This window comes from Pontibacter rugosus, assembly GCF_042678745.1.
GTDB classification, from domain to species: domain Bacteria; phylum Bacteroidota; class Bacteroidia; order Cytophagales; family Hymenobacteraceae; genus Pontibacter; species Pontibacter rugosus.
Window position 1 is genome coordinate 1 of record NZ_JBHTLD010000041.1, and the last position, 25935, is coordinate 25935.

Sequence of the window (25935 nt, forward strand, 5' to 3'; positions counted from 1 at the left end):
GATTTCGGGATCGATTCTGAAAACTGTGAAAGACAAGAATGATACTTAATTCGAACAGAAATAATTTTTAATTATTAATTCGTAATTCCTAATTGAATATAATATGAGCTTAGAAGTTAAAGTGCCTGCCGTAGGTGAGTCGATCACTGAGGTAACCATAGCCCAGTGGCTAAAGAAAGATGGCGACCGTGTGGAAATGGATGAGGTGATTGCTGAGCTGGAATCTGACAAAGCCACATTTGAACTGCCAGCCGAAGCCGCAGGCATTTTACGCATTGTAGCACAGGAAGGCGATACCATTGATGTAGGCGCCGTGATCTGCAGAATTGACCAGGATGGTGCTGCTGCATCTGCTCCGGCGGCCCCTGCTGCGGAGGCATCACAGCCTGCCGCAGAAGCCTCAGCCCCAGCTGCGGTTGCGGGTGAGCCTGTAGAAATGAAAGTGCCTACCGTAGGTGAGTCTATCACAGAGGTAACCATTGCCAGCTGGTTGAAAAACGACGGCGACCACGTAGAAATGGACGAGGTTATTGCTGAGCTGGAGTCTGACAAGGCTACATTTGAGTTGCCAGCCGAAGCTGCAGGTACACTTCAGATCGTGGCTCAGGAAGGCGATACGGTTGAGATAGGTGGTATGCTTTGCAAAATAATTCCAGGTGCTGGTGCTTCAAACGCACAGGCACAGGCGAATGCAAAACAAGATGCTGCTACGCAGAAAGTAGCTGCACAGCCAGCTGCTGCTACATCAGGTGCGCAAACCTATGCTTCTGGTACGCCATCTCCGGCTGCCGGCAAAATCCTTTCTGAGAAAGGCATCAACCCAAATGAGGTGCAGGGAACAGGACGTGATGGTCGCATTACGAAAGAAGATGCGCAGAACGCACAGCAGGCTGCTGCTAAACCAGCTGCCGCTGCTCCTAAGCAAGAGGCTACTGCATCTAATGAAGCTCCGGCTGCTGCAGGCGAGCGCAACCAGCGCCGTGAGAAAATGAGCTCACTGCGCAAAACGGTAGCCCGTCGTTTAGTAACAGTTAAAAACGAAACGGCCATGCTTACTACCTTCAATGAGGTGGACATGAAGCCGATCATGGATATACGTTCTAAGTATAAGGAGAAGTTCAAAGAGAAGCATGATGTAGGCTTAGGCTTTATGTCTTTCTTCACAAAGGCTTGTACTGTAGCTCTGCAGGAGTGGCCAGCGGTAAACGCACAGATTGATGGCAACGACATGATCTTTAATGATTTCTGTGACGTGTCTATCGCTGTGTCTTCTCCAAAAGGCTTGGTAGTGCCGGTTATCCGCAACGCAGAACAACTGTCGCTGGATGGTATTGAGAAAGAAGTTATCCGTCTGGCCAAGAAAGCCCGCGATGGAAAACTTTCAATCGAGGAAATGACAGGTGGTACTTTCACGATCACCAACGGTGGTGTGTTTGGTTCTATGATGTCTACACCGATTATCAACGCGCCGCAGTCGGCTATACTTGGTATGCACAACATCGTGCAGCGCCCAGTAGCTGTTAACGGACAAGTAGAGATCCGACCAATGATGTACCTGGCGCTGTCTTACGACCACCGTATCATCGACGGCCGCGAGTCAGTTTCCTTCTTAGTTCGTGTGAAGGAGTTGCTTGAGGATCCGATGAGACTGCTTTTAGGCGTTTAATCTATAGGGATAATGGAGGAGGAGAGGCTGAAGAGTTTGCTCCTCCTTTACATTTATAAGTTTTATAGCAGAATAACCCACCCCTGCCCCTCCAAGGAGGGGAATTTCTGCAAGAGTAAATTATTCCCCTCTCGGGAGGGGTAGGGGTGGGTTTCACATTCATAAAGAAATCAAATACAAAAACGAGAGTAGGTCTCTCTTTAAAGTATAGAAAGATGAAATACGATGTAACCGTAATCGGTTCTGGTCCTGGAGGCTACGTAGCAGCTATTCGCTGTGCACAGCTGGGCCTGAAAACCGCAATCATAGAAAAATATACAGTATTAGGTGGTACTTGCCTGAACGTAGGTTGTATCCCGTCTAAGGCGCTGCTCGATTCGTCTGAGCACTACCACAACGCGGCTCATTCTTTTAAAGAGCATGGCATTGAGCTGGAGAACCTGCAGGTAAACCTGCAGCAGATGATTCAGCGCAAGGCAGGTGTGGTAAAGTCGAACAACGACGGTATCTCTTACCTGATGAAGAAAAATAAGATCGATACTTTTTACGGCCTTGGTTCTTTCGTGAGCAAGAACAAGATTAAAGTAACAGGTGTAGATGGCAACGTGCAGGAGATTGAGACAGAGAAAACGATCATCGCGACAGGCTCTAAGCCAACGTCGCTTCCTTTCCTGCCAGTTGATAAGAAGCGCATCATCACTTCGACAGAGGCGTTAACGTTAACAGAAATCCCGAAAAACCTGATAATTATCGGTGGTGGTGTTATTGGTCTGGAACTTGGTTCTGTTTATGCCCGCTTAGGTGCTAAAGTACAGGTGGTGGAGTACATGGATTCTATCATCCCAACTATGGACCGTGCACTAGGTAAAGAGCTGCAGCGTGTCCTGAAGAAAACACTCGGCTTCGAGTTCTTCTTCAACCACAAAGTAACTGGCGCTACCAACGAAGGTGAGACTGTAAAAGTAACTGCTGAGAACCCGAAAGGCGAGTCTGTTACCTTTGAAGGTGACTATGTGTTAGTGTCTGTAGGCCGTAAGCCATACACGGAAGGCCTTGGGCTGGAGAATGCTGGTGTACAGATGGGCGAGCGCGGCATGATTGCTGTGAACGACCACATGGAAACCAACGTGCCGGGCATTTTCGCTATCGGTGATGTGGTGCGTGGCGCTATGCTGGCCCACAAAGCCGAGGAAGAAGGTGTATATGTGGCTGAACACATCGTTGGCCAAAAGCCGCACATCAACTATAACCTGATCCCGGGTGTGGTTTATACTTGGCCAGAAGTGGCAGGTGTAGGTTTCACTGAGGAGCAGCTGAAGGAGCAGGGCCGTGCGTACAAGGCTGGTTCATTCCCATTCAAAGCGTCTGGCCGTGCCAAAGCATCTGGCGATACAGACGGTTTTGTGAAGGTATTAGCTGATAAAGAAACAGACGAAATTCTGGGCGTGCACATGATTGGCCCACGTATAGCAGACCTTATTGCTGAAGCGGTAACTGCCATGGAGTTCCGTGCATCTGCCGAGGATGTAGCCCGTATGAGCCACGCGCATCCTACCTATGCAGAAGCCATGAAGGAAGCATGTTTGGCGGCTACGGAGAACCGTGCTATCCACATCTAAGCGTCTTTATTGATTACGTATTTACTGGCAGCGCCACCCCTAGGGGTGGCGCTGTTTGTTTGTAGAGGAACAGCACGCGAACAGGAAGTTAATGCTGCTTTACTTGCCAAACTTCTTTTTGAAAATCAAAAAATTTCCGCCTCCCAAGCAACCTTCGTTATACCTCCTGCATCTATTAAGCAGAGACTCAGGAACAAGTATAACCTTAACTATACAACTATGATGAAGAAATTACAACTGCTGGTGGTAGTGCTCATGCTGCCCCTGCTTGCATTCGCACAAAAAAGCGTTAGCGCCTCAGAAATCCTTGCTAAAATAAACCGTGGGGAGGCCGTATCTTACAAGAATGCCACTATCGAAGGTGACTTGGACATGACAAAGCTCCAGAATATGAAAATGAAGCAGGATGGCAAAAATTCTACAAAAGAGTACACCAGCACTGTAACAGCGCCTTTAACATTTGTGAACTGCACCTTTAAAGGAGATGTACTGGCCTACTTTAATCCTGAAAACGGTATAAACCTGAAAATATCTAAAAACGAGCTGTACAAAACAAACTTTGAGAAGGATGTGGTTTTTGAAAACTGCTCATTTAAAGAAGGAGCCGCTTTTAAGTATAGCGCGTTTGATGGCAAAGCTTCGTTTGTGAGCAGCCGTTTTGCTGAAGAGGCGCTGTTTAAGTATGCAGAATTTGAGAAAGGCGTAAACTTCAGCAATGTGCGCTTCGAAAGAGATGCCAACTTTAAATATGTGGAGTTCCCGGAGATGGTAAGTTTTGCTGGTGCTGCCTTTAAGCAAGAAGCTAATTTTAAATATACCAAATTTGAGGGAGGGGTAAATTTCGAGAAAGCGAGTTTCGACGGTGCTGCTAATTTTAAATATGCCAAAATCTCAGACAATTTTAACATAAAGGGAGCCCGGTTTAACGGTGGCGATGACTTTAAGTATACCCAGCTCAACAACAGGCAGGTGTCGCTTACTGCACTGCTGGACATGAACAAATAGGTCTTTTATTTCATAGCAAGCAAGTATCGCTGCCTCTATCCAGGTGGCGATACTTGTTTACAGCCCCTGCACTAGCTCAAATATACTACCCAGCCCTTTTTCAGAAGTATAACTTTTTATGGGCGGCAGCTCCAGCCATTCTGCGCGCACCTGGTTAAGCAAGCCTACATGGGCAGGTTGGCTATATTTGCTGCACGCTATAGAGGCAGCAATAGCCGTTTTAAGATGATTCGCTTTTACACGCAACGTATGGAGGGCATAGCGGCCAGGGTGCAGGTGTACGTACCTTCCTTCTGCCAAACCCCAACGCAAAGTCCAGTTAGAACCATCGGAGAGGGGCAGCAACTGGTAGCCGGAAGTGCCAAGGTAGCTCAGGTATGCTTTGGGCTGTAGCAGTTGGCGCTCCTGCAAGTATAAAATTGTTTCTTCTGCTATCTGTTCAGGCGTTAAAGAGCCCAGGTACAAATCTAATTGCGAGCTGCCGATGGTGCGAAGGGCGTCCCGGAGCAGCTGCTCCGTTGCAAAGGTGTTGTCCCGCACAAATTTCCGGATATACCCTAAATGATGTTTGAGCGGGTGAAACAGGACGGGCTTTGGAAGCAGGGGCTTAAGCATCTGCTTTTCTACGCAGCAGCTAGTAGTATGATGTTTATATCATTTTTGAATTTCGCCTATGCAAGTGGAGTAGAATGGAAAAGGTTCTGGCAAAGCGGCTTTTTTATGTCTCTAAAGTATAACCATACCGCTGTAGCCTTTACCTTTGTGCTACTTATACTTATAGCACATCATGGCACAGCATTATAACACTCCTTCGGCTATACAAATCGTTGATTTCAATGTTTTCTATGCCCAGGCCTTCTACGACCTTAACCACGAGTGGATTTCTAAATACTTTGTGATGGAAGACGCCGATACAAAATCGTTGACAGATCCGCAAGATTACATTATTAACAAGGGTGGCTATATATTGATGGCGCTGTTCAATGGCGAGCCTGTAGGCACCTGTGCATTGCTAAAGGATGGAGAGGGTGTTTTTGAGCTGGCTAAAATGGCGGTGGCTCCTAAAATGCAGGGCATGAAGATAGGTAAAATGCTCGGAGAAGCTGCTTTGGACAGAGCGCGACGTGCTGGTGCGAACAAAGTGTATCTGGTGTCAAACCGCCGCCTGCAAACTGCTCTAAGTCTGTATGAACGCTTAGGTTTTGTGGAGGTGCCAATGCCGCCGAGCATATATGAGCGTGCTGATATAAAAATGGAGTTGGAGTTGAAATAGGGGAGATAAGGGTTTATACTTACTTCTGTAGCAACAGTTGGTTTAACCCCTCTCTCTGGCGCAAGTCTTCAGACTTGTGTCCTACTATGATGTTGAGTTTGTAACTCGACTGGCTTGGAAAGCCATACTTGCACAGCGGAGGCTATACTTGTTTCAGTCATGCTTATATAGCCGCTGTTTGCCGAAACTTCAGCCAAGCTATCCATACTAGCTTCTGTTCCTCCTCCAGTTCCCAAATACCCATCGTTTCACTTCTAGCTTTGGAGCGCTCACGGCCGCGAGGCCCCGTCCTCGGGCATCGCGCTGTGCAATTGAAGCTGCCATCGCTGCGCTGCAGGCTGCCCTTCGGGCACCGCATCAATTACAAGGCGCTCAACCCAAGGACTGGAATCTGTTCAGCAGCCATAGCTTTTGCTTCTTACAAATAAGGATTTGTAGGGACAGGTCGTGACCTGTCCGCGCGATACCACCGGCCATAATACTTATACTTCAGCGGCGCCAGTTACAGATTCCTCTCCTTATTAAAAAAGAGTTCAGTGGTGGTAACCCACAAATGCAAAAAGGCCCAAAGTCAGATTTTATCTTCCAACTTTGGACCTTCTGCCATTCTTAACGCTACTTAATACTCCCCTTCATCACCACCACCCTCTTCTCGATCACCTTGCTCACCGCGGCGGTTGTTGCTATTGTCACTATTGATGCGGTAGGTAAAGCCCAGGTAAATAATTCGGCTCTGGCGGCGGTTGTTACTTTCGGTTCTAAACTCAGGGCCATAGCTCAGGAAGTAAAACTGGCGCGTGTTAAAGATATCGGATACACGCAGCGATATAGTTCCGTTTCCTTTCAGCACATCTTTTTTCATGCCCAAATCAGTGCTAAACATTTCCTCCATGCGGCCTTGTATATCGGCAGATGGAGAACGATAGAAGCCTGAAAGCTGAATATCCAGGTCTTTCCAAACTGTCATGTTGGAGTTGAGTTTTGCATTCCAGCTAAACTGTGCATTGTTCAGTTCTGTGTCGTCTTGAGTTGTGTTAAGCTCCGTTCTGAAGCCCGACCAACTGGCATTTAGCTTCCACCAGTTGGTAACAGGGTAGTTAGCTCCAAACTCAAAGCCATAGGCGGTGTTATCTGAAAGGTTAATAAACGTTGTCTCTGTGCCTGGTTCTCCTGTGTCTGTAACTAAAGTAGAAGACGGTCTTCTGAATCGCTCAATTTCATCAGTTGTTTGGCGATAGAAGATACTGCTGTTCAAAGAGGCATTCCCCCAGTACCGCAGATAGCCTAATTCCAGCGAGTTTACAAATTCAGGCTTCAGTTTAGGGTTCCCGTAGTTGATGTTAAAGATATCTGATCGATCTACAAAAGGATTCAGGAAGCGGCTTCGGGGCCTGTTGATGCGGCGGCTATAGCTAAACTGTATCTTGTTGTTATCGTCGAAGTCGTTGGTAATGAATAAAGTAGGGAACAAGCTAAAGTAGTTGTTTTCGTCCTGGAAATCCGCTGTACGCAAATCCGAGGTAGTATAGGTTTGTTCTGCACGCAGCCCCACCTGATAGCTGATGGTCTTAAACTTATTGCTATAGTTGGCATATACGGCGTGTACCAGTTCATCATACACAAAATGATTGCTGCTGGTATCATTATACATGAATTGATTAGAGCCAAAGTCGTAGTTGTAGAAGCGGGAATCTTCATCTAAACGCTCAAATGTACTTCTGAAACCAGCCTCCAAGCGGCTGTTCTCTGTGATAGGATGAACATAATCGGCCTTGGCCACAAACTCGTAGTTGCCGTCATCTACTAGCGTCTGCTGTACCTCTGACAAGTTTTCCTGCTCAAGCTCCCTGAAAATACTTACTTCCTCATCTACATTTGTGTTATACACTAAATCAGCGGTAAGTTCTTGCCCTTTGCGGTCAAAGGTTTGTCTGTAGCCTAAGGTCAGGTCTATTGCCTGTTCATCTTCTGTCTCTTCTGCGTTACGCTGGCGGGTGCGGGTTAATAGCCTGTTTTCGTCCAGGAAGCGGTAATTTATGTTGTTGGTGCCTTCATCCTTTCCAAAGCGATATAATGCTGAAGCTGATAAAGTATGCCTGGGTGTTAAGTAGTAGTCGGCACCAAGGCGGAGGTTATGAGATATGTCTGTGCTGGTGCGATCTCCCTCCTGCAGGCGGTAGCTGGTGCTGTCTAACAAACCGGCTTCATTATAATAATAGTTCGTAGTGTTACTGTTTCTGAAACCTGGCCTGGTGCGCTGCCTGAAATCGTAGCCTCCGTTCAACGACCATTTATTATAGCGGTAGTTCAGATTAAGGGAAGAGTTATAGTTGTCATAAGTACCGGCTGTAACAGAGGCAGCGCCATTAAAGCCAGGCTTCTTCTCCTTTTTCAGTACCAGGTTGATAATGCCCGAGGTGCCTTCGGGGTTATACTTGGACGAGGGATTCGTGATAAGCTCTATACTTTCTATCAGGTTGGCCGGAATCTGGTCCATGGTAAGGTTAGATAGGGCAGAGCGTTTGCCATCTATAAGTATGGTTACGTTAGCGCTGCCACGCATACTTACGTTGCCATCAATGTCTACCGCTACAGAAGGCAGGTTCTGCATCACCTCAGCCACAGAGCCGCTTTGTGCGGCTGGGTCCTGGCTTACGTTTACTACCCTCTTGTCCAGGTCATACTCTACCAGCTGCTCCTGCGCCACAATCTCCACTTCGCTTAGCCTGGTAGCAGAGGCCTTCACCTGTAGGGTGCCGAGGTTGGCAGTAGGGTTATCAGCCGTAATATTGATATCAGGAACAAACTTAGTCGGGTATCCCACCATGGAGGCACGAAGTATAAAGCGGCCGTAGGGCAACCGGTCAAGTATAAAAAGGCCTTGCGCAGTGGTAGTTGCGCCTGTTACCAGGCTGGAGTCTTTAGCTGACAAGAGTACAATATTTGCAAACCCTATCGGGGCTTTTGAATCGCCTTCAACTAAAGTGCCTGTAACTTTGCCTCTTGTGGTGCTCTGTTGCTGCGCCTGCAGGAGCAAGGGGCAGACAAGAGCTAGAAACATCAATAAAAAAGAACGGTAACGGTAAGTATAGATTTTCATAGTTGTAGGCACACGGGATTAAAGAACAGCTTCCTTTTTACAGTTGCCTATCCTAATCAGGAAAGGAAAAAGCTGTTCGCAACAAAAGCTATACTAATACAGACATGAAAGCAGCAGAAGGGTTTAATAATGAGGCTGTTTTTTAGTAAGGTGCTGATTTCAGTGGTGTTAATAAGAAGGTGCGCTCTTGCTGCATCGGTACAAATAAGAGAAGCACGGGTATGTTCCGTGCTTCTAAGAAATGTGTTATGGTGGGTATTTATACTTCCTGCGCTAGTATTTTGCTCAGGAAATCCCATACTACCACGCCAGTAGCTACCGAGATGTTAAGCGAGTGCTTGGTGCCAAACTGCGGAATTTCCAGTGCAAAGTCTGATTGATTGATAACTTCCTGCTCCACTCCAAAAACTTCGTTGCCAAGCACAAGGGCATACTTCTGCTCAGGCTGTGGTTGAAACTGGTTTAGCATCAGGCTGTTCTCGGCCTGTTCTACTGAGCCTACTTTATATCCTTGCGCCTGTAGCTGCTTTACCAATTCCAAAGTGTCAGGCACATGCTCCCATGCTACTGATTCCGTAGCGCCCAAGGCTGTTTTCTCGATATCGCGGTGAGGCGGTTTGCCGGTAATGCCGCAGAGATATACTTTCTCGGCCATAAAGGCGTCGGCGGTACGAAACACCGAACCTACATTATTCAGGCTGCGCACATTATCGAGCACCAAGACTAACGGTATTTTTTTCTTATTTTTGAAATCTTCAACCGAGTCACGGTTGAGGTCATCCATCGAAAGTTTACGCATAATTTTTAGACGCTAGACTTTAGACATAAGACACAAGACCTTTTATCCCCAGCGCTGCTGCAAAGGTCCGGCAGTTTTGGGCAAAAGTCAAACTATAATACCTATCGTATTGAGGGCAGGTATTACAATAGACACTCATTCAGCAATGGCTCTAATGTGTTTAATGCTTCTTATAAAAAGTCTAACATCTAGTATCTAACATCCAGAAAGAAAGTATGAAAGGAGGAGATAAAGGCACTGTAACCCCGCTTATGAAGCAGTACAATGCGATCAAAGCAAAGCACCCGGGGGCGCTGCTGCTATTCAGGGTAGGAGACTTTTACGAAACCTTTGGCGAAGATGCCGTGAAGGCGAGTAAAATATTGGATATCGTGCTAACGAAACGTGGGGCTGGCTCACCTTCAGAAATTGCGCTGGCTGGTTTTCCGCACCACTCCCTGGACACATACTTGCCGAAGTTAGTACGTGCCGGTGAGCGCGTAGCCATCTGTGATCAATTAGAAGATCCCAAAACGGTAAAAGGCATTGTAAAGCGTGGCGTAACAGAGCTGGTAACGCCTGGGGTTTCTTTTAACGATCAGGTGCTGGAGCGCCGCAGCAATAATTACCTGGCGGCAGTGCATTTTGGTAAAGCTGAGGTTGGTATATCTTTCCTTGATATCTCTACAGGCGAATTTATCACTGCCCAAGGAGACAAAAACTATATCGGTAAACTACTGCAAAGCCTGGCACCGGCAGAGGTATTGTTCTGTAAGCGTGAGAAGGAGCGGTTTATGGAGCTATACGGCCCCGACTTCCGCTACTATGCACTGGAAGAATGGGTTTTCAGCCATGACTTTGCCTATGAATCGCTGACGCGCCAGTTCGGCACCACTTCGCTTAAAGGTTTTGGTATTGAAGGTATGGCAGAGGGTATTATCTCAGCAGGAGCCATACTTCATTACCTGTCCGAAACACAGCATAACGAAATCAGCCATATAGCCACTATCTCGCGCCTGGAGGAGGACAAGTATGTATGGCTGGATAGGTTTACCGTGCGCAACCTGGAGCTGCTCTACCCGCAGCACCCGGAAGGCGTACCGCTGATTGAGGTGCTGGATCAGACCATTACTCCCATGGGAGCGCGCCTGCTGAAGAAGTGGGTGGTGCTGCCGCTGAAAGATGTCGTACAGATTCGCCGTCGCCTGGATACAGTAGAAGCTCTGATGAAGCACGATGAGCTGCTGGACGAACTGTATACCCACCTAAAGCAGATAAACGACCTGGAGCGCCTGATTTCTAAAGTTGCCGTGCGCCGCGTAAACCCGCGCGAGCTGGTGCAGTTAGCCAAGGCGCTCGAGGCTATACTTCCGATTAAAAAGATTTTAGCTGCCAGTGATATTCCGGCCTTGCAGAAGTTAGCAGACCAGCTAGCACCCTGCGATGGACTGCGGGAAGAGATACGTAACACGCTGAAGCCTGAGCCACCCATGCTCACTAACCAGGGCAACATGATCAATGAGAGCGTGAATGAGGAACTGGATGAATTGCGTGCTATCGCTTTTTCAGGCAAAGATTACCTGGCACAGGTGCAGCAGCGTGAGATTAAGAACACCGGCATCAGCTCCCTCAAGATTGCTTATAATAAGGTGTTTGGCTATTACCTGGAGGTAAGCAACGCACACAAAGATAAAGTGCCCACCTCCTGGATTCGGAAGCAGACGCTGGTAAATGCCGAGCGCTACATTACCGAGGAGCTGAAGACGTATGAAGAGAAGATTCTGAATGCAGAGGAGCGCATTTTTACGATTGAGTTTGGTTTGTACAACGAGCTGGTACTGCACGCACTGGATTATGTAGCCCAGATACAGCAGAATGCCAAAGTAATCGGCGTGATCGATTGCCTCAGTTCTTTTGCCAACATTGCACAAAGCAGCAATTATGTAAAGCCGGAAGTAAGCGATACACTTATACTTGATATTAAGAAGGGACGGCACCCGGTAATTGAGAAGCAGCTGCCATTAGGAGAGACGTATGTGCCCAACGATATCTTCCTGGATAACGAGGAGCAGCAAATCGTAATTATTACCGGACCAAACATGGCCGGTAAAAGCGCCTTGCTGCGCCAGACGGCGCTGATTGTGCTGATGGCTCAGATAGGAGCTTTTGTGCCCGCAGAGGCCGCTAAAATTGGTATAATCGATAAAATCTTTACACGTGTTGGAGCCTCAGACAATTTATCGAAGGGTGAGTCAACGTTTATGGTAGAGATGACCGAAACGGCTAGTATTCTGAATAACCTGTCGGACCGCAGCCTGATACTGATGGATGAGATTGGCCGGGGCACGAGCACGTATGATGGCATCTCGATTGCCTGGGCTATTGTAGAGCACCTGCACAACCATCCGCAGTTCCGGGGTAAAACGCTTTTCGCCACGCATTACCACGAGCTAAACCAATTGGCTGAGGATCTGCCACGCGTAAAGAATTATAATGTGTCGGTGAAAGAGACTGGCGGTAAGATCCTGTTTATGCGCAAACTGGTAGCGGGTGGCAGCGAGCACAGCTTTGGTATACATGTAGCACAAATGGCGGGTATGCCGAACAATGTAGTGCTGCGTGCCAACGAGATCATGCACCACCTCGAAAAAGAGAAGGTTTCTGATCAGGCACCGCAGCAGAAGATGAAGACCGCACCGAAGAATAATTACCAGCTCAGCATGTTCGAGCTGCACGACCCACAGCTGGAGCGCGTAAAGGAGCTGATGGAGCAGCTGGATATTAACACCATTACACCTGTGGAGGCCCTGCTGAAACTAAATGAGCTGAAATTGTTACTGCAGGACAAGAAACAGGAAGCAGTTAAATAAAAGTTATACTTACAGGGGCTTCATAGCCCCTGCTTTGTTTTAGATGATGGTAACCAAAGTGTAGTTTATACTTGTTTTTTGCATCAGGAAGTATAAATTTGCCTTAGTAATAGCGTGCTGCAGCAGGTAGCCCAAAGAGACTTGAAAACATTTTGAAATTTTTCTCCCTGATTATCAGTTGGAAATACAGCTGAAGCAGAAAAATTTTAGACAGACTATTGACAAGTGAGATTTTGTCTCTATCTTTGCATCACTAAATCACTACGGCGGTTTAGTAAAAACAAAAAGCGGGAGTAGCTCAGTTGGTAGAGCGCGACCTTGCCAAGGTCGAGGCCGCGGGTTCGAATCCCGTCTCCCGCTCAGCAAAAGAGATAAAGACGTTGTTCAACACAACGTCTTTGTTTTTTAAGCTAACCTCTTCGGAGTCGTTCCGAAGATGCCGGGATGGTGGAACTGGTAGACACGCAAGACTTAAAATCTTGTGAGCGCAAGCTCGTGCGGGTTCGATTCCCGCTCCTGGTACTTAAGCCTGCTATACTTTTAAAGTATGGCAGGCTTTTTTTATGCACAAAATACTGCTGCCTATCCTAAAGCATTACTCTAAAGTAGCTATATTGAATAAAGTATCCTCTGATATACTATTGGAAGAACCTTCTTCAAGATTGAATATCGAAAAGATCTTGATATTATAGATAGTGTCTGGTATGGGGCCGCATCAAAGCAAGACCTAAAGCAGGCTTTGATGGCAGGTTTAGAAGTACATGAGACAACGGACTGTCCTTACAGAATGAATGATAACTGTGATTTTTCAGTTCCGTGGGCTGATGCAATATCATGGCTAGAAGAAGTATGGTTGCCATGTGTGTACAACTTAGGTTTAAGGTGCTTAGCTCACATAGCGCATCAGCATTCTTTTAGCGAAACAGCGGGAGAAGGTATGCTTCTGGGGGAAATTGGGGAAAAAATAGAAGTTCGGCTGTTTAAACAACCGTGTGGGTGCCTATGCCTGGGTCAGGAGTTGCCAAGAGCGACACAGTTAGTCACAAAGCTTGTTTCAACAGAATCATTTATACATACAGAAGTAAGTTAACAGCGCATCTCATTGCTTTGATTTTGGATGCTTAACAGGGAAGGGCTACAGAAGAGCACACTACAAAAAGCAGCCTAATTCTATCAAGCATTTGACTCCTATCCTTTACCTCATGCAGAGATACCGTACTGTTTTAAAAGCATGTATAAGTCTCGGCTAAAGGCAATCCAATTAACTCCTAGTTAATGTAAATTCTAATAAGACAGTAAGTATAGACTTGTTATAAGATTGCTTCTTCTACTACCTGGCTAGTTCTTTCGTCCGGTTTGCATCAATGGCAAGTAAGATGAAAAGCAAAATTGTAAAAGACCACAAAGAAGATCCGCCGTAGCTGAAGAAGGGGAGTGGGATACCTACCACAGGAGCCAAGCCAATAGTCATACCTACATTCACCAGAAAGTGGAAGAAGATGATGGAGGCTACGCAGTAGCCATAGGTGCGGCCAAAAACCGACTTCTGCCTTTCTGCTATACTTACTACGCGGGTAAGCAGTAGCAGGAATAGCGCAATTAAAACGGTACTACCAATCCACCCGTGTTCTTCTCCAATCGTACAGAAAATAAAGTCAGTGCTTTGCTCCGGCACAAAGTCGAACTTGGTCTGCGTGCCTTCTAAAAAGCCTTTCCCCCAAAAACCGCCTGATCCGATCGCGATTTTAGATTGCGTTACATTCCAACCAAATCCCAGCGGGTCGGCCTCAGGATTAATGAGTGCTTTGATACGGTTTTGCTGGTGTGGCTGCAACACATCATTTACAAAGAAGTCTACGCTGAAGATCATGGCTACCACAACACCCCACAAAACAATCATTACTTTAAAGCGGCGTAGCAAGCGATAATCCAGCCATGTAGCCAGTGCCATAAGTATGGTGATACCAGCAATAAGGTATAGCTTGGGTACTAGCAGTGTAAGTATAAAAATTGCCGCTGCTGAGCCTCCAATGATGAGTATCAGGGGCGACATGCCTTCGCGGAAGTAGGCCAGCACAAAAGCAGCAAATACCAACGCAGAGCCGGTTTCATTTTGCATGATAATGATGGCAGGCGGAACCACCGTAATGGCGGCCAGAATCATCTGGTCCTTGAAGTTTTGCTGACGCAGATTTACCGTGCTCAAAAACTTAGAAGCAGCTAGCGCTGTGGCAAACTTAGCCAGCTCGGCAGGCTGCAAACGGATACCGGCCCCCAGATCGAGCCAGGAGCGCGAGCCGGCAATAGGCTTGGCAATGACCAGCGTTACCAGCAGCAGCAGTATAATAAAGCCGTAGATGGGATAAGCCAAGTGCTCGTATACTTTATGGTCTACCACCAGCAGTACCAGGATCAGCAAAAAAGAAGCTCCTATCCATGCCAGCTGCTTGCCTGAATTAATATCAAAGCTCAGGATGTTTACTACATTATCAGGGCTGTACACCGCAGCATAGATATTCATCCAACCTAGCGCTACCAACAGGAAGTATAGCAGTACCGTTACCCAGTCGAGGTGAGGCGTAACAAGGCCAGACGAGCGCCGGCTATGAGGCGCGTTTGCTAATCTATTTCCAAGTACTTTCTCCATAGCCTGCTACTTCGATTTGATGTTAAGGTATTCTCTGCTCAGCACCCATTTCTCCTGCTCCTTTATGGTCACTGTGTCAGTAAGGTATTTTTCAATCATCAGGCCTGCAATAGGAGCAGCAGACTGGCCTCCCCACTTGCCGTGCTCTACGTAAACAGCAATGGCAATTTTAGGATTGTCTTTCGGGGCAAAGGCCACAAACACCGCGTGGTCTGGCCCCTGCGGATTTTGAGCTGTACCTGTTTTGCCGCATACTTCGATACCTACCTTCTGGAGATTGGCTCTTCGGCCTGTACCTGAGCGCACTACTTCGGCCATACCTGTTATGATAGGCTCAAAGTGCTGTGCACTTACAGCAGCATAATTCCGTTTCTGATACTCAGGTAAAGGCTTCCCGTTCTCACCCACAGCGCGTATAATGTGAGGCTTGATATAATAGCCTTTGTTGGCAATAATAGCCATAAAGTTAGCCATCTGCAGTGGAGTTACACCCAGCTCGCCCTGGCCTATACTAAGAGAGTAAATAGTAGAGTATTTCCAGCGGTTCTTACCATACACCCGGTCATACATATCGGTAGAGGCTACAATGCCCTTTTTCTCACCGGGTATGTCAATGCCTAGCTGTTGCCCAAATCCAAAGCTTAGCACTTCTTCCCGCCACTGTTTCAAACCTAATGCCGTATCAGTAAAAGTATTTTTCGACTTATTTTGGTTGATAAGGGCTTTATAGGCCTGGTAAAAGTATGGGTTGCAGGAGTGCTGTACAGCCCCGTATAAATCAAGCGGAGAAGGGTGGCTATGGCAGTTAACTAATGATTTGTTACAAGCAAACTTAGTGTTTGGCGTGATGACGCCCTCCTGTAGCCCTATCAGCGCCTGCGTAAGTTTAAAAATAGATCCCGGTGGGTTTTGATCTGCCATGATAGGCCGATTAAACATGGTTTTGTTGGGCTCGGTTAATAGCGCCATGTAATTTTTGCCGTAGTCTTTGCCGGTAAACAGGTTAGGGTCATAGAATGGAGCAGAGATATAGGCCAGCACCTCTCCAGTGGCTGGTTCTATAGCCACAACGCTTCCCTTGGCGCCGTTCATGAGGTACTCCCCGTAAGCCTGTAAGTCCAGGCTAATGGTACTGGTGAGGTTTTGGCCAGCCACAGCCAGGGTATCGAAGGCACCGTCGCGGAAAGAGCCTTTCTCTACGCCACGCACGTTCACCATTTTATACTTCACACCCCGCTTCCCCATCAGGTACTGCTCATACTCCAGTTCTATCCCGCTCTTGCCGATATAATCGCCGGGGCGGTAACCTTTGTAAGTAGAGTCTTCCAACTGTTTTGGGCTTATCTCAGCGATGTAGCCTAAGGCATGTGCCAGGCTTTGATGCGGATAACCACGTGCTGTTCTGGCGTTGATATAAAATCCTGGAAAATCTATCAGGTTGCCCTGTATGTAAGCAAACTCTTGCGTGCTAAGCTTTTGGTAGAATGGGGAAGGCTGTACATAAGAAAAGGCACGTGCTTTCTTCAGGCGGTCACGCACATCCTCTAAAGGCAGCTTTACCAGTTCTGCCAAGCGCAGGGTATCCAGTTGTTTTATGTCTTTCGGGATTACCATCAGATCGTACACAGGCGTATTCTGAACCAGCAATTTGCCGTTGCGGTCGTAGATAAGGCCCCGAAAAGGATATTGAATGACAGGCTTGATAGCGTTAGTTTCGGCAGCCTGCTTGTAGCTGCTGTCTACCACCTGTATGTAAAAGAGCCGGAAGGCAAAAACGACACCTACTAAAATAAAGATGCCCTGAATAATGTATTTTCTGTTTTCTAAGTAGTTCATCGATAGTCCATTCGCTCTCGTTTAGAGGAGAAGAACAGGAGTTGTAAAATTACCATCACTAATGCTGTAAACAAGGTGCTAAGCAGAATTTTAACCATCGTGTACAGGGCTGTTTGGAAAGAGATAGTCTCCAGGAAAAAAACAGCTGTATGGTGCACTATCACCAGCGTAAACGTATAAGCCAAAAACCAGCGCCAGCCCATCGTGTGGATGTTTACAGCGTCGCCACTGTCGTAACCATCGCGTGGCGTAAGAAGGTTCAATACCAATGGCCTTAAAAATGCCAGCAGTACGCTTGCCGCCGCATGTATGCCCATGGTATCATAGAAGATATCTACCGTGAAGCCTACAATAAATCCAAGCACCAACAGCCATACCCTGCTGATACCCAGTGGTAAAAACAACAGGAACGCTACATAGATAAAGCAGAAGCCTGTGCTGTAAAGTACAAGGCTATCCATCAGTAGAATTTGCAGCGCTACAAACAGAAAAAAATGTGCGATATGTTTCAAACCAAATCTACTGTTCATCGGGAAGTATACCTGCGTTTTGTTCTAGGGTGTCTCGCTCTATCTTGTACATATTCTCCACCACATACACATAGGATAGCTGCGAAAAGTCTACTGCTAATTGCACCTCAATGGTATAGAAGCTCTTGTCGGGCTCTTTTTCTATAGAGTTGATAGTGCCGACCATGATACCCTCCGGGAAAACCGTATTAAAGCCACTCGTTATGATGGTGTCACCTTTTGCAGGCTTGATATGGAGCGGAATGTAGTCGAGCATTGCCGTTCGGTAATCACCGCCGGTCCATTTAATGGTGCCAAAGGTTTCGCTCTTCTTGATCTTTGCCGAAACCAGCATTTGTGAATGTAGGAGCGAGGTGACAGTAGCGTAGTGTTCTGACACGGTCTTTACACGGCCTACCACACCTTTAGATGACACGACGCCCATGCCTGGCTTTACACCATCTGCCGTTCCTTTGGCAATGGTCAGGTAGTTGTTCATGCGGCGCACAGAGTTATTGATAACCCGCCCGGCAACTAAGCTATAAGGGTACACCTGGCTCGTGTCAGTAGCCGTGTAGTAAGTTGTGTCTAACGTAGCTGTACTATCAGCAAGCGATAACTTCCGGTACTGCAATACCTCCTCCCGCAGCGCGGCATTCTCCCGCGCCAGCGTTTGGTTGATACTTGTCAGCCGGAAATAGTCGGTGATACCGCTTTGAAACTCGAGCACTTGCCCTACATACTTGTTAGCGGAGTTAAAAAAGGCTGCTCCCTGGTACGTATTGTAACGTACGATCAGGAAAACACACAGCACCTCCAGCAACAAGAACAGGATAAACGAACGGAACCGGTATATAAAGGCAAAAAGATTCCGCACCTGTTATGTCAGCAGCACATTTTTAAACCCTTCAATATTTTTGATGGCTGCACCTGTGCCACGCACTACCGCTCTCAATGGATCTTCGGCAATGTGGATAGGCAGTTTGGTTTTAGCTGCCAGTCGCTTATCAAGGCCACGTAGCAAAGCACCACCGCCTGTCAGGTGAATCCCGTTGTCATAAATATCGGCAGATAGTTCTGGTGGAGCGATTTCAAGCGCTTTCAGAACGGCTTCTTCAATTTTAGAAACAGACTTATCCAGGGCAATGGCAATTTCCTGGTACGTTACCTTGATAACCTTCGGAATACCCGTCATCAGGTCACGGCCACGGATTTCGTAATCGGCTGGAGGGTTTTCGATTTCTGTTAGGGCTGCGCCAACCTCTATTTTGATTTTCTCAGCAGAGCGCTCCCCGATCAGCAGGTTATGCTGGCGGCGCATATAGTCCAGGATATCTTTCGTGAACACGTCTCCGGCAATGCGGATAGACTGGTCGCACACAATACCGGAAAGCGCGATAACGGCAATTTCTGTGGTACCACCCCCAATATCCACGATCATAGAGCCAATCGGTTGCTCTACGTCAATGCCTATACCGATAGCGGCAGCCATCGGCTCCTGAATCATCCATACTTCTTTAGCGCCTGCATGCTGCGCAGAGTCACGTACGGCACGTTTCTCTACTTCTGTAATGCCCGAAGGAATGCAGATAACCATGCGGTGCGACGGCTGAAATAAGCGACGGCCGGTATCAATCATTTTGATCATACCACGAATCATCTCTTCTGCCGCATGAAAGTCGGCAATCACACCGTCTTTTAATGGCCTGATTGTCTTGATGTTTTCGTGCGTTTTTTCGTGCATCTGCATGGCGTTGCGGCCAATTGCAAGCACACGGCCAGTGGTACGATCTACAGCAATAATAGAAGGTTCGTCTACTACAATTTTATCGTTATGTATGATCAGGGTATTGGCGGTACCAAGGTCAATGGCTATATCGCTCGTTAAGAAATTAAATAGTCCCATGGTTATGTCTGAAGGCGTGCGGTAGCCCAGTTATATTTTCAATATACAATATTTCTAGTCAGAAACTTGCGGCAAAATTAGTGAAATTCGCTGGAATTAATAATGTAAGAAAGTTTCTGTTAGCCGAATTGCCATTTATTTATTACTAAAGTAGCTGTATAAGTATACTAGCCTGCTTTGCTAACGCATGTAGGGTGCATTAAATTGAGCTACCCGTTGTGGTATGGTTTAAGTATAAAAAATCCCCAGCCTCATCAGAAGCCGGGGATCTTGTTTATCACTAACTAGTTATACTTGGGAAGCCTAGTGCTTAAAGTGGCGAACGCCTGTCATCACCATGGCCATACCGTGGGCATCGCAATAATCGATAGAGTCCTGATCTTTAATAGAGCCACCTGGCTGCACTACTGCTTTTATACCTGCCTTATCTGCAATCTCCACACAATCCGGGAACGGGAAGAAAGCATCAGAAGCCATCACGGTTTTGCTTAGGTCAAACCCAAAGCTGTTGGCTTTCTCAATAGCCTGGCGCAACGCATCTACACGTGAGGTCTGGCCAACACCGCTCGAGAACATCATTTTATCTGTAGCCAATACAATGGTATTAGACTTGGTGTGCTTACAAACTTTGGCTGCAAATACCAGCGCTTTTTTCTCCTCAGCAGTAGGCATACGCTTCGTGGCTGTTTTAAAGTCAGCCTCCGTTTCGGTAGCTAGATCTTTGTCCTGCTCGATAAAGCCGTTCAGTAAAGTCTTGATCTGCTTTTTAGGCAGCTCTACTTGCTTTTGCTTCAGCAGGATACGGTTTTTCTTTGTCTTGAGCAGTTCCAGCGCATCGGCATCATAGTCTGGCGCGATCAACACCTCGAAAAACAGCTTGTTCAGCTCTTCAGCCACAGCCATATCGATGGTACGGTTGGCAATAATTACCCCTCCAAAAGCCGATACAGGATCAGAAGAAAGTGCGTTCAGGTAAGCCTCCTTCATGGTTTCGCCGGTGGCGCAACCGCAGGCGTTGGTATGCTTCAGTATAGCCACGGCTGGTTCCTCAAACTCAGCACCTAAAGCTACAGCGGCATCAACATCAACCAGGTTGTTATAAGAAAGCTGCTTTCCGTTCAGCTGCTCAAACAAATTTTCCAGCTTGCCATAGAAAGTGCCTTTCTGATGCGGGTTCTCTCCGTAGCGCAGCGGCGTGCTGTCCTGAATGCTTAGCTTTAGTGCTTCTGTTTCACCACCAGCGTTCATGTAGTTGAAGATGTGCGTATCGTAGTGAGAAGATACATTGAAAGCCTTAGAAGCAAAACGCTTGCGATCATCTAAATCTGTAGCACCGTTTTTCTCTTTTAAAAGCTCTACCACCTCATCATACTGCTCGCGCGACGACACGATCAGCACATCTTTAAAGTTTTTAGCAGCAGCACGAATCAGCGAGATACCACCGATATCAATTTTTTCGATCACATCAGCCTCCGATGCACCTGATGCTACAGTCTCCTCGAACGGGTAGAGGTCTACTACAACCAGGTCAATAGGCGGGATCTCGAATTTCTCACGCTCAGAGATATCGCTGTCGTTATCGCGGCGGTGCAGAATACCACCGAACACCTTAGGGTGCAGTGTTTTCACACGGCCTCCGAAAATAGAAGGATAGTCTGTCAGATCTTCTACAGCTACTACTTCAGCGCCTTGCTCCTCCAGGAAAGTTTGGGTGCCTCCTGTAGAGTAAATAGTAACGCCATGTTGCTTCAGTAGCTCCACCAGCGGCTCCAGACGGTCTTTATAATATACCGATATGAGAGCAGATTTTATTTTAACGGATTGCATGGGTAAGATTATTCTATGAGTTGATGATTGGGTTTAAGCTTTATTTTGCTGCGCCAGCAGTTGCTCTACTATTAACGGCAAATGCTGATGCTCTAGCTGAAGTACACGGGCAGCCAGATCTTCAGGTGTATCAGTTGGTAGCACAGGGCAGCGCTCCTGGAGTATAAATTCGCCTTTATCGTACTCCTCGTTTATATAATGTATGGTAATGCCCGACTCCGGCTCCTGCGCCTGTACCACGGCTGTATGTACGTTTAAGCCATGCATGCCTTTGCCGCCATACTTGGGCAGCAGGGCAGGGTGTATGTTGATGATACGGTTTGGGAAAGCACGCAGCAGGTTCTGCGGCACCAGCCACAGAAAGCCAGCCAGCACGATCAAATCAGGCTTAAAGCTTTGCACCTGCTCCAGTACTTTATCTGAGTTGATGAACTCATCGCGCGAAAACAAAAGAGCCGGGACGTGGAAGGTCTCGGCTCTTTTAAGGGCATACGCTTTCGGGTTGTTAGAAAACAGGGCGGCCACACGAATCGCTGGGTGGTGCTCAAAATGCTCCAGCAGGCGCTGCGCATTGCTCCCTGACCCCGAAGCGAAGATGACTATATTTTTCTTATCCTTTGGTTCCAAAAGTATGGGCTTGTAATGAAGCTGCAAATATAGCGGGTTTGGTTTTAGAAGGAAGCGAACAAGTATAAAAGTATACTTGCAGCTATCTATTCTTCCTCATAAAAATCTATCAGCGAGGCAAAGTAGGCCTCATCCCAACCTTCGGTAATCTCCTCGTAATCCTCATCCGGAATGTTGGTATGGCGCAGCTCTACTGATGTGCCATTCTTGTGCGGGTGTAACTTAATCGTGACAATAGAAGGCTCTTGCTGCTCTCCGAAATACCACTGCTGTACAATCTTTTTGTTAGGCTCAAATTCCAGGTTTTTGCCCTCTATGCTTCCTTCCCAAAGCGAAAAGTCCGAACCTGGCTCCTCCGACATTTCAGCGGGCTCTCCGGTCCACAGCTGTATGGTGTTCGGGTTTGTGAGCGCTACGTATACTTCCTCCGGCTCGGCAGATATGATGTAATATTTTTTATAGTCTTTCATGTTGTGTTAGATGTTAGTATCTAGACGTTAGATTCTAGACTAAAAAAGTCTATTGTCTAACGTCTGCTATCTAAAGTCCATTTACTTCCAATACTTTTCAATCGCTACGGCTACACCATCGTCTACGCTGTCTAGGGTGATTTTGTCGGCTACGGCTTTTACTTCTTCGCGGGCGTTGCCTACGGCTATGCCCATACCTACGGCTTGTAACATATCTATATCGTTGTAGTTGTCGCCGAAAGCCATTACTTCAGACAGCTTTATATTAAACTGGCTTTCTAGGAGTAGCTCCAAGGCTGTCGCCTTAGAAATAGCACTAGGGGCGATTTCAATATACGTGTCTTTAGAACGGTAAGCGTGTATCTGAGCTGCGTAGTTTTTGATCAGCTCCTGGTACAGTGCTTCAATCTCATCAGCCGGGCCCATACACATGATTTTGTGTGCCCCTGCTTCAGAACTATGCCACGCATCAAGTACAGCATCTAAAGGTGAGATGGTAGGCGTAACTTTCGTGTTGTTCTGTTCGCGTTTAGCCCAATAATCAAGTTGTGGGGCATACCAGTTGTCCTGCTCATAAAGGCTGATATGTATGTCAGTGCCTCTTGTCAGTTCGATGATAGCTGTGCACACAGCGGCTGGTACCAAGGTAGAATCTAGTTGTACGGGAGCTGTTTTGCCATCTTCAAAGTAAATAATGTAACCTCCGTTAAAGCAAACCAGCGGGTTGTGCAAGATGCCTAACTCCTGTTGCAGGTGCCGCATGGCGCTGGGCATACGCGAAGAGGCAAGCACTACAGGGATGTCTTTGTCAAGGCTCCTGAAGGTATCAATGGTGCGTTCAGACAATTGACGCTCTTTATTTAACAAGGTACCGTCTATGTCAGTACAAATTGCTTTCAGGTTCATGTAGGGAAGAGTGTATGAGGGCCGCAAGTTACAAGATACGCGCCGAAAACCCAGCCTTTGTCCAGGTGCTGCTAAAGAAGGATGCTAAGGTAGTGACTTCGTTAGCGTCGGTTCTAGCAAGAGATACCTGCTAAACTCTTCTGATCCTATCAGATATAACTCCAACAGCACACATTATCGTAAGTGTAAGCACAAGTTCCATCTGGGAAAAGGTAGAGGAGTACCAAAGAATCCTTTTTTGGAATTAAAGAATGAGTATAGAAGCAATAGTTGCAAGCAAATCAGCTCTCAGCCAACACAGTGTCTATTACTTTCTTTTTGCCTTTAACGACCAGGTATAGCGAAACTCAGCCACCTTATCGCCTTGCTCATCTGTTCCAATGCTAACAGTATCTACTGTAACCCCTTCGCCGGTTGCTTTTGTTGTTTCTACAGCCTCCAATATTGCTTTCCCGTCTTCGCAGGCAAACGTTATTTTGCCCACTGCCTTTTTTGTAAAGTCTGCTTCCATGTGCACCACCAGCATCGATACTACAGGTGCCGATTTGTATACGTGCATCATACACAGCACGCCTGTAGATAACTCTGCAGCCATACTAAGACAGGCAAAATAGATGGAGTTAAAAGGGTTCTTGTTGAGGTACTTGTAAGGAATAGTTACCTGTGCCTGCTCTTCTGAGATAGAGGCCACACGGAGGTCCGCCATATAGGCCATGGGCAGCTTAGCAAGCATGAATAGCCGGAACTTAACCGGAGAGGCAACTAATTGGCGGAACTGGACAGCAGAACTGGTTTTAGAAGTCATGAGTGGCTGTATTTTAAGCTAACGCAACAACGGCACTGCCTGCGGGCTTATAGGCCATTGCTGCACAAGTATAAATATAGCCAAATAAAAGTATAAGACGGCCTTACTTGGCGACTGCCTTATCACAATCTTTGCAGGTGCCCTGTGCTGAAAAGTGCAGGCGCTCCACTTTATAAGCATTTGGTAAGGATATAGCAGGAATATTTACCTCGTTCAGGCAAAAAGTCTGGCCACAGGAGGTGCAGTTAAAATGAATGTGGTTGTCGTGGTGATGCTGCTGAGAACAGGCTTCTTCCTGGCAAAGGGCAAACTTTACAGCTCCGGAAACATCGTTAATGCTGTGGATAAGCCCTTTTTCTTCGAAAGAATAAAGTGTGCGGTAAATGGTAACCCGGTCATAGCGATCACCGATAAGTTTTTCCAGGTCAGCGTGGGATAATGCAAAGTCGTTCTGCAAAAACTGCCGCAACACCTCCTGGCGGCAGCCAGTTTTGCGTAATCCATAATCCAGAAGCAGCTTCTGTGCTCTATCCATCTTTCTTAGCGCCTTTATCTTTAGAGATTGCAAATATACTCACATATCTCCTTAAAACATAAATTGTTAGTTTGAGCCAAAAAGCATGCTCAAAATCTACCTGATGGTCTCTAGCGGCACGCTTTTTATAGCTTACCTGCGGTTACTCAGCGGGCAATGGCGCTGCTATTACCCTCATAATGAGACCTGTCGGAATTTTGTGTCCCCTGGTTGCGCTTTTAAAACAAAGTATAAGCTTGTTATGAGGCTGTGATCTTAAGAGGGGTAGGTGGGGGATGGATCAAAAGGGATACTTATGCTTTTAATCTTAAAGACTAATGAGGTTGTTTTACTATGCTGCTTTACCATAGGAGGCGGAGTCTGTCATCTTATAGCAGTAGCATAGAGAGAATGCCCGTCAGCATGATCAGCTTGTTTAAATTACTGAGATAGGCGAAGTCCCTTATCCGATCAGCACGCACTAACTTTACAACCAGCCATACCGTCGGCAATAGCACCAAAGCAATCATATAGCCGTCAAAAAGCAGCCGTGTGGCCGGATGCAGGATAACAACTATTACAAAGGCCATAAATAGAGCAATTAACGGGTAAAGCACGAGTTTTGCTCCTCGCATACCAGCTACTATGGGCAAGGTGCGGCAATCAAAGGAAGCATCACCTTTCATGTCCTCGATGTCTTTGATTATTTCCCGGATCAGCGAAATGATCAGCGCAAACAAGGCGTAGCTAAGTGTTCTGTTGTTCAGTTTGTCATCATACACGGCTACTATCAGCAACATAGTGGCGGCTAACAGCGAGATGACGACGTTGCCCACCAGCAACATTTTCTTCATACGCGCTGAGTAGCCCCACAGCAACAGTACTACCCCCAGGTTAATGAAACCTACCTTGAATGAGAGCGCCATACCGATGAGTACCCCAATTCCTGACAGGATGAGGTGCGCAAACATTGCCCTGCGCCTGCGTATGCGGCGGCCAACCAATATGCGATTAGGCTTATTGATGGCATCTATTTTTACATCATAATAGTCGTTGATGATATAACCGGCAGCGGCTATACAAATAGTAGAAAGCACCAGCAGCAGAAAACCGGGTTCCTGTAGCTTTTCCCACTCTACTCCCGGTGCCAACAGGCAGGCTTGCACCAATGCCTGACTTAGCGCAATCATCAGCAGGTTGCGTGCTCTAATCAGGGTAAGTATAGATTTCACGGCGAAGCAGGTGTAAGTATTAGTTGCAGTAAAGGTACGATGCAGAAGTGAATGGGCAATAAAAAAGCCCCTGAAGGAGGGGCTTTTACTGTATCTGTAAAGTATACTTGTTAGATCTTCTTCACGTTTACAGCGTTGATTCCTTTTTTACCTTCAACAGTATCAAACTCAACTTGGTCGTGCTGCTGAATCTGTAAGCCATTCAGGCCAGTAATGTGTACAAAGAAATCTTCGTTAGTCGCATCATCGGTGATAAATCCGAAGCCTTTGGACTCAATAAAAAACTTTACTTTTCCTGTCTTCATAAAAGTTAAACTAATGATTGTAATTTAAAGAGAGTGTAAA

General features: G+C 46.8%; 21 protein-coding genes and 2 tRNA genes. 7 read left to right on the plus strand and 16 right to left on the minus strand.

Annotated elements, in window-relative coordinates; genetic code table 11:
* Positions 1-103: 103 nt before the first annotated feature.
* The 3 genes from odhB (at position 104) to ACFQ2O_RS06615 (ending at position 4290) form a co-directional block, all read left to right on the plus strand.
* Complete coding sequence (gene odhB, locus ACFQ2O_RS06605) at positions 104-1666, plus strand: 2-oxoglutarate dehydrogenase complex dihydrolipoyllysine-residue succinyltransferase (protein ID WP_377524345.1); 1563 nt, start codon at positions 104-106, stop codon at positions 1664-1666.
* Between the two features lie 215 nt (positions 1667-1881).
* Entirely contained in the window at positions 1882-3285 is a 1404-nt protein-coding gene (lpdA, locus tag ACFQ2O_RS06610; RefSeq protein ID WP_377524348.1) for a dihydrolipoyl dehydrogenase, read from the plus strand.
* Positions 3286-3504: 219 nt separating this feature from the next.
* Positions 3505-4290 (plus strand): pentapeptide repeat-containing protein, encoded by a 786-nt coding sequence (locus ACFQ2O_RS06615; protein ID WP_377524350.1) that lies wholly within the window; start codon positions 3505-3507, stop codon positions 4288-4290.
* A 57-nt stretch (positions 4291-4347) separates the two neighbouring features.
* Here the strand turns inward: ACFQ2O_RS06615 and ACFQ2O_RS06620 are convergent, their stop codons facing one another.
* Positions 4348-4905 carry a hypothetical protein gene (locus tag ACFQ2O_RS06620; protein WP_377524353.1) on the minus strand — a complete coding sequence of 186 codons (558 nt, stop codon included), beginning with the start codon at positions 4903-4905 and terminating at the stop codon, positions 4348-4350.
* A 172-nt stretch (positions 4906-5077) separates the two neighbouring features.
* Between ACFQ2O_RS06620 and ACFQ2O_RS06625 the strand changes: the two genes are divergently transcribed.
* Positions 5078-5563 (plus strand): GNAT family N-acetyltransferase, encoded by a 486-nt coding sequence (locus tag ACFQ2O_RS06625; protein ID WP_377524356.1) that lies wholly within the window; start codon positions 5078-5080, stop codon positions 5561-5563.
* A gap of 619 nt (positions 5564-6182) precedes the next feature.
* Here ACFQ2O_RS06625 and ACFQ2O_RS06630 read toward each other — a convergent pair.
* A complete protein-coding gene (locus ACFQ2O_RS06630; protein ID WP_377524359.1) occupies positions 6183-8663 on the minus strand; it encodes a TonB-dependent receptor domain-containing protein in 2481 nt (826 codons plus the stop codon).
* A gap of 259 nt (positions 8664-8922) precedes the next feature.
* Entirely contained in the window at positions 8923-9462 is a 540-nt protein-coding gene (locus tag ACFQ2O_RS06635) for an RNA methyltransferase (protein WP_377524362.1), read from the minus strand.
* Between the two features lie 215 nt (positions 9463-9677).
* Here ACFQ2O_RS06635 and mutS point away from each other — a divergent pair, with 215 nt between their 5' ends.
* The 3 genes from mutS (at position 9678) to ACFQ2O_RS06650 (ending at position 12833) form a co-directional block, all read left to right on the plus strand.
* Positions 9678-12311, plus strand: coding sequence for a DNA mismatch repair protein MutS (mutS, locus tag ACFQ2O_RS06640; protein ID WP_377524365.1), 2634 nt, complete (start codon positions 9678-9680; stop codon positions 12309-12311).
* 287 nt (positions 12312-12598) lie between these two features.
* Positions 12599-12671 (plus strand) — tRNA-Gly (locus ACFQ2O_RS06645).
* Positions 12672-12749: 78 nt separating this feature from the next.
* A tRNA-Leu gene (locus tag ACFQ2O_RS06650) sits at positions 12750-12833 on the plus strand.
* A gap of 808 nt (positions 12834-13641) precedes the next feature.
* Here the strand turns inward: ACFQ2O_RS06650 and rodA are convergent.
* The 13 genes from rodA to ACFQ2O_RS06715 all read right to left on the minus strand — a co-directional run bounded on the left by rodA (position 13642) and on the right by ACFQ2O_RS06715 (position 25895).
* The gene (gene rodA, locus ACFQ2O_RS06655; protein WP_377524368.1) at positions 13642-14958 is read right to left on the minus strand and encodes a rod shape-determining protein RodA; all 1317 of its coding nucleotides are present in this window, start codon (positions 14956-14958) and stop codon (positions 13642-13644) included.
* Positions 14959-14964: 6 nt separating this feature from the next.
* On the minus strand, positions 14965-16794 hold the full coding sequence (gene mrdA / locus ACFQ2O_RS06660; RefSeq protein WP_377524371.1) for a penicillin-binding protein 2: 1830 nt from the start codon (positions 16792-16794) through the stop codon (positions 14965-14967).
* Positions 16791-17324 carry a hypothetical protein gene (locus ACFQ2O_RS06665; RefSeq protein ID WP_377524374.1) on the minus strand — a complete coding sequence of 178 codons (534 nt, stop codon included), beginning with the start codon at positions 17322-17324 and terminating at the stop codon, positions 16791-16793. Before ACFQ2O_RS06665 ends, mrdA begins: the two co-directional genes overlap by 4 nt.
* Entirely contained in the window at positions 17314-18180 is an 867-nt protein-coding gene (gene mreC, locus ACFQ2O_RS06670; RefSeq protein WP_377524377.1) for a rod shape-determining protein MreC, read from the minus strand. Before mreC ends, ACFQ2O_RS06665 begins: the two co-directional genes overlap by 11 nt.
* A 3-nt stretch (positions 18181-18183) precedes the next feature.
* On the minus strand, positions 18184-19209 hold the full coding sequence (locus tag ACFQ2O_RS06675) for a rod shape-determining protein (protein WP_068838010.1): 1026 nt from the start codon (positions 19207-19209) through the stop codon (positions 18184-18186).
* A gap of 303 nt (positions 19210-19512) precedes the next feature.
* Positions 19513-21036 (minus strand): bifunctional phosphoribosylaminoimidazolecarboxamide formyltransferase/IMP cyclohydrolase, encoded by a 1524-nt coding sequence (gene purH, locus ACFQ2O_RS06680; protein ID WP_377524380.1) that lies wholly within the window; start codon positions 21034-21036, stop codon positions 19513-19515.
* Positions 21037-21069: 33 nt separating this feature from the next.
* Positions 21070-21663: a phosphoribosylglycinamide formyltransferase gene (gene purN / locus ACFQ2O_RS06685; RefSeq protein ID WP_377524383.1), complete on the minus strand. Its 594-nt coding sequence runs from the start codon at positions 21661-21663 to the stop codon at positions 21070-21072.
* Positions 21664-21749: 86 nt separating this feature from the next.
* Positions 21750-22133, minus strand: coding sequence for an SRPBCC domain-containing protein (locus ACFQ2O_RS06690; protein WP_377524386.1), 384 nt, complete (start codon positions 22131-22133; stop codon positions 21750-21752).
* 81 nt (positions 22134-22214) lie between these two features.
* On the minus strand, positions 22215-23039 hold the full coding sequence (locus tag ACFQ2O_RS06695) for a Cof-type HAD-IIB family hydrolase (protein ID WP_377524390.1): 825 nt from the start codon (positions 23037-23039) through the stop codon (positions 22215-22217).
* 307 nt (positions 23040-23346) lie between these two features.
* Positions 23347-23844 carry a PaaI family thioesterase gene (locus tag ACFQ2O_RS06700; RefSeq protein WP_377524394.1) on the minus strand — a complete coding sequence of 166 codons (498 nt, stop codon included), beginning with the start codon at positions 23842-23844 and terminating at the stop codon, positions 23347-23349.
* A gap of 103 nt (positions 23845-23947) precedes the next feature.
* Positions 23948-24379: a Fur family transcriptional regulator gene (locus ACFQ2O_RS06705; RefSeq protein WP_377524397.1), complete on the minus strand. Its 432-nt coding sequence runs from the start codon at positions 24377-24379 to the stop codon at positions 23948-23950.
* 368 nt (positions 24380-24747) lie between these two features.
* Positions 24748-25590, minus strand: coding sequence for a geranylgeranylglycerol-phosphate geranylgeranyltransferase (locus tag ACFQ2O_RS06710; protein WP_377524400.1), 843 nt, complete (start codon positions 25588-25590; stop codon positions 24748-24750).
* Between the two features lie 110 nt (positions 25591-25700).
* Positions 25701-25895 carry a cold-shock protein gene (locus tag ACFQ2O_RS06715; protein ID WP_377524403.1) on the minus strand — a complete coding sequence of 65 codons (195 nt, stop codon included), beginning with the start codon at positions 25893-25895 and terminating at the stop codon, positions 25701-25703.
* Positions 25896-25935 lie beyond the last annotated feature (40 nt).

What these genes read in the sequence shown, in the direction of transcription:
- odhB (WP_377524345.1), top strand. Translation starts at nt 104, where the DNA reads ATGAGCTTAGAAGTTAAAGTGCCTGCCGTAGGTGAGTCGATCACTGAG.
- lpdA (WP_377524348.1), top strand. Translation starts at nt 1,882, where the DNA reads ATGAAATACGATGTAACCGTAATCGGTTCTGGTCCTGGAGGCTACGTA.
- ACFQ2O_RS06615 (WP_377524350.1), top strand. Translation starts at nt 3,505, where the DNA reads ATGATGAAGAAATTACAACTGCTGGTGGTAGTGCTCATGCTGCCCCTG.
- ACFQ2O_RS06620 (WP_377524353.1), bottom strand. Translation starts at nt 4,905, where the DNA reads ATGCTTAAGCCCCTGCTTCCAAAGCCCGTCCTGTTTCACCCGCTCAAA.
- ACFQ2O_RS06625 (WP_377524356.1), top strand. Translation starts at nt 5,078, where the DNA reads ATGGCACAGCATTATAACACTCCTTCGGCTATACAAATCGTTGATTTC.
- ACFQ2O_RS06630 (WP_377524359.1), bottom strand. Translation starts at nt 8,663, where the DNA reads ATGAAAATCTATACTTACCGTTACCGTTCTTTTTTATTGATGTTTCTA.
- ACFQ2O_RS06635 (WP_377524362.1), bottom strand. Translation starts at nt 9,462, where the DNA reads ATGCGTAAACTTTCGATGGATGACCTCAACCGTGACTCGGTTGAAGAT.
- mutS (WP_377524365.1), top strand. Translation starts at nt 9,678, where the DNA reads ATGAAAGGAGGAGATAAAGGCACTGTAACCCCGCTTATGAAGCAGTAC.
- rodA (WP_377524368.1), bottom strand. Translation starts at nt 14,958, where the DNA reads ATGGAGAAAGTACTTGGAAATAGATTAGCAAACGCGCCTCATAGCCGG.
- mrdA (WP_377524371.1), bottom strand. Translation starts at nt 16,794, where the DNA reads ATGAACTACTTAGAAAACAGAAAATACATTATTCAGGGCATCTTTATT.
- ACFQ2O_RS06665 (WP_377524374.1), bottom strand. Translation starts at nt 17,324, where the DNA reads ATGAACAGTAGATTTGGTTTGAAACATATCGCACATTTTTTTCTGTTT.
- ACFQ2O_RS06675 (WP_068838010.1), bottom strand. Translation starts at nt 19,209, where the DNA reads ATGGGACTATTTAATTTCTTAACGAGCGATATAGCCATTGACCTTGGT.
- purH (WP_377524380.1), bottom strand. Translation starts at nt 21,036, where the DNA reads ATGCAATCCGTTAAAATAAAATCTGCTCTCATATCGGTATATTATAAA.
- ACFQ2O_RS06690 (WP_377524386.1), bottom strand. Translation starts at nt 22,133, where the DNA reads ATGAAAGACTATAAAAAATATTACATCATATCTGCCGAGCCGGAGGAA.
- ACFQ2O_RS06695 (WP_377524390.1), bottom strand. Translation starts at nt 23,039, where the DNA reads ATGAACCTGAAAGCAATTTGTACTGACATAGACGGTACCTTGTTAAAT.
- ACFQ2O_RS06700 (WP_377524394.1), bottom strand. Translation starts at nt 23,844, where the DNA reads ATGACTTCTAAAACCAGTTCTGCTGTCCAGTTCCGCCAATTAGTTGCC.
- ACFQ2O_RS06705 (WP_377524397.1), bottom strand. Translation starts at nt 24,379, where the DNA reads ATGGATAGAGCACAGAAGCTGCTTCTGGATTATGGATTACGCAAAACT.
- ACFQ2O_RS06715 (WP_377524403.1), bottom strand. Translation starts at nt 25,895, where the DNA reads ATGAAGACAGGAAAAGTAAAGTTTTTTATTGAGTCCAAAGGCTTCGGA.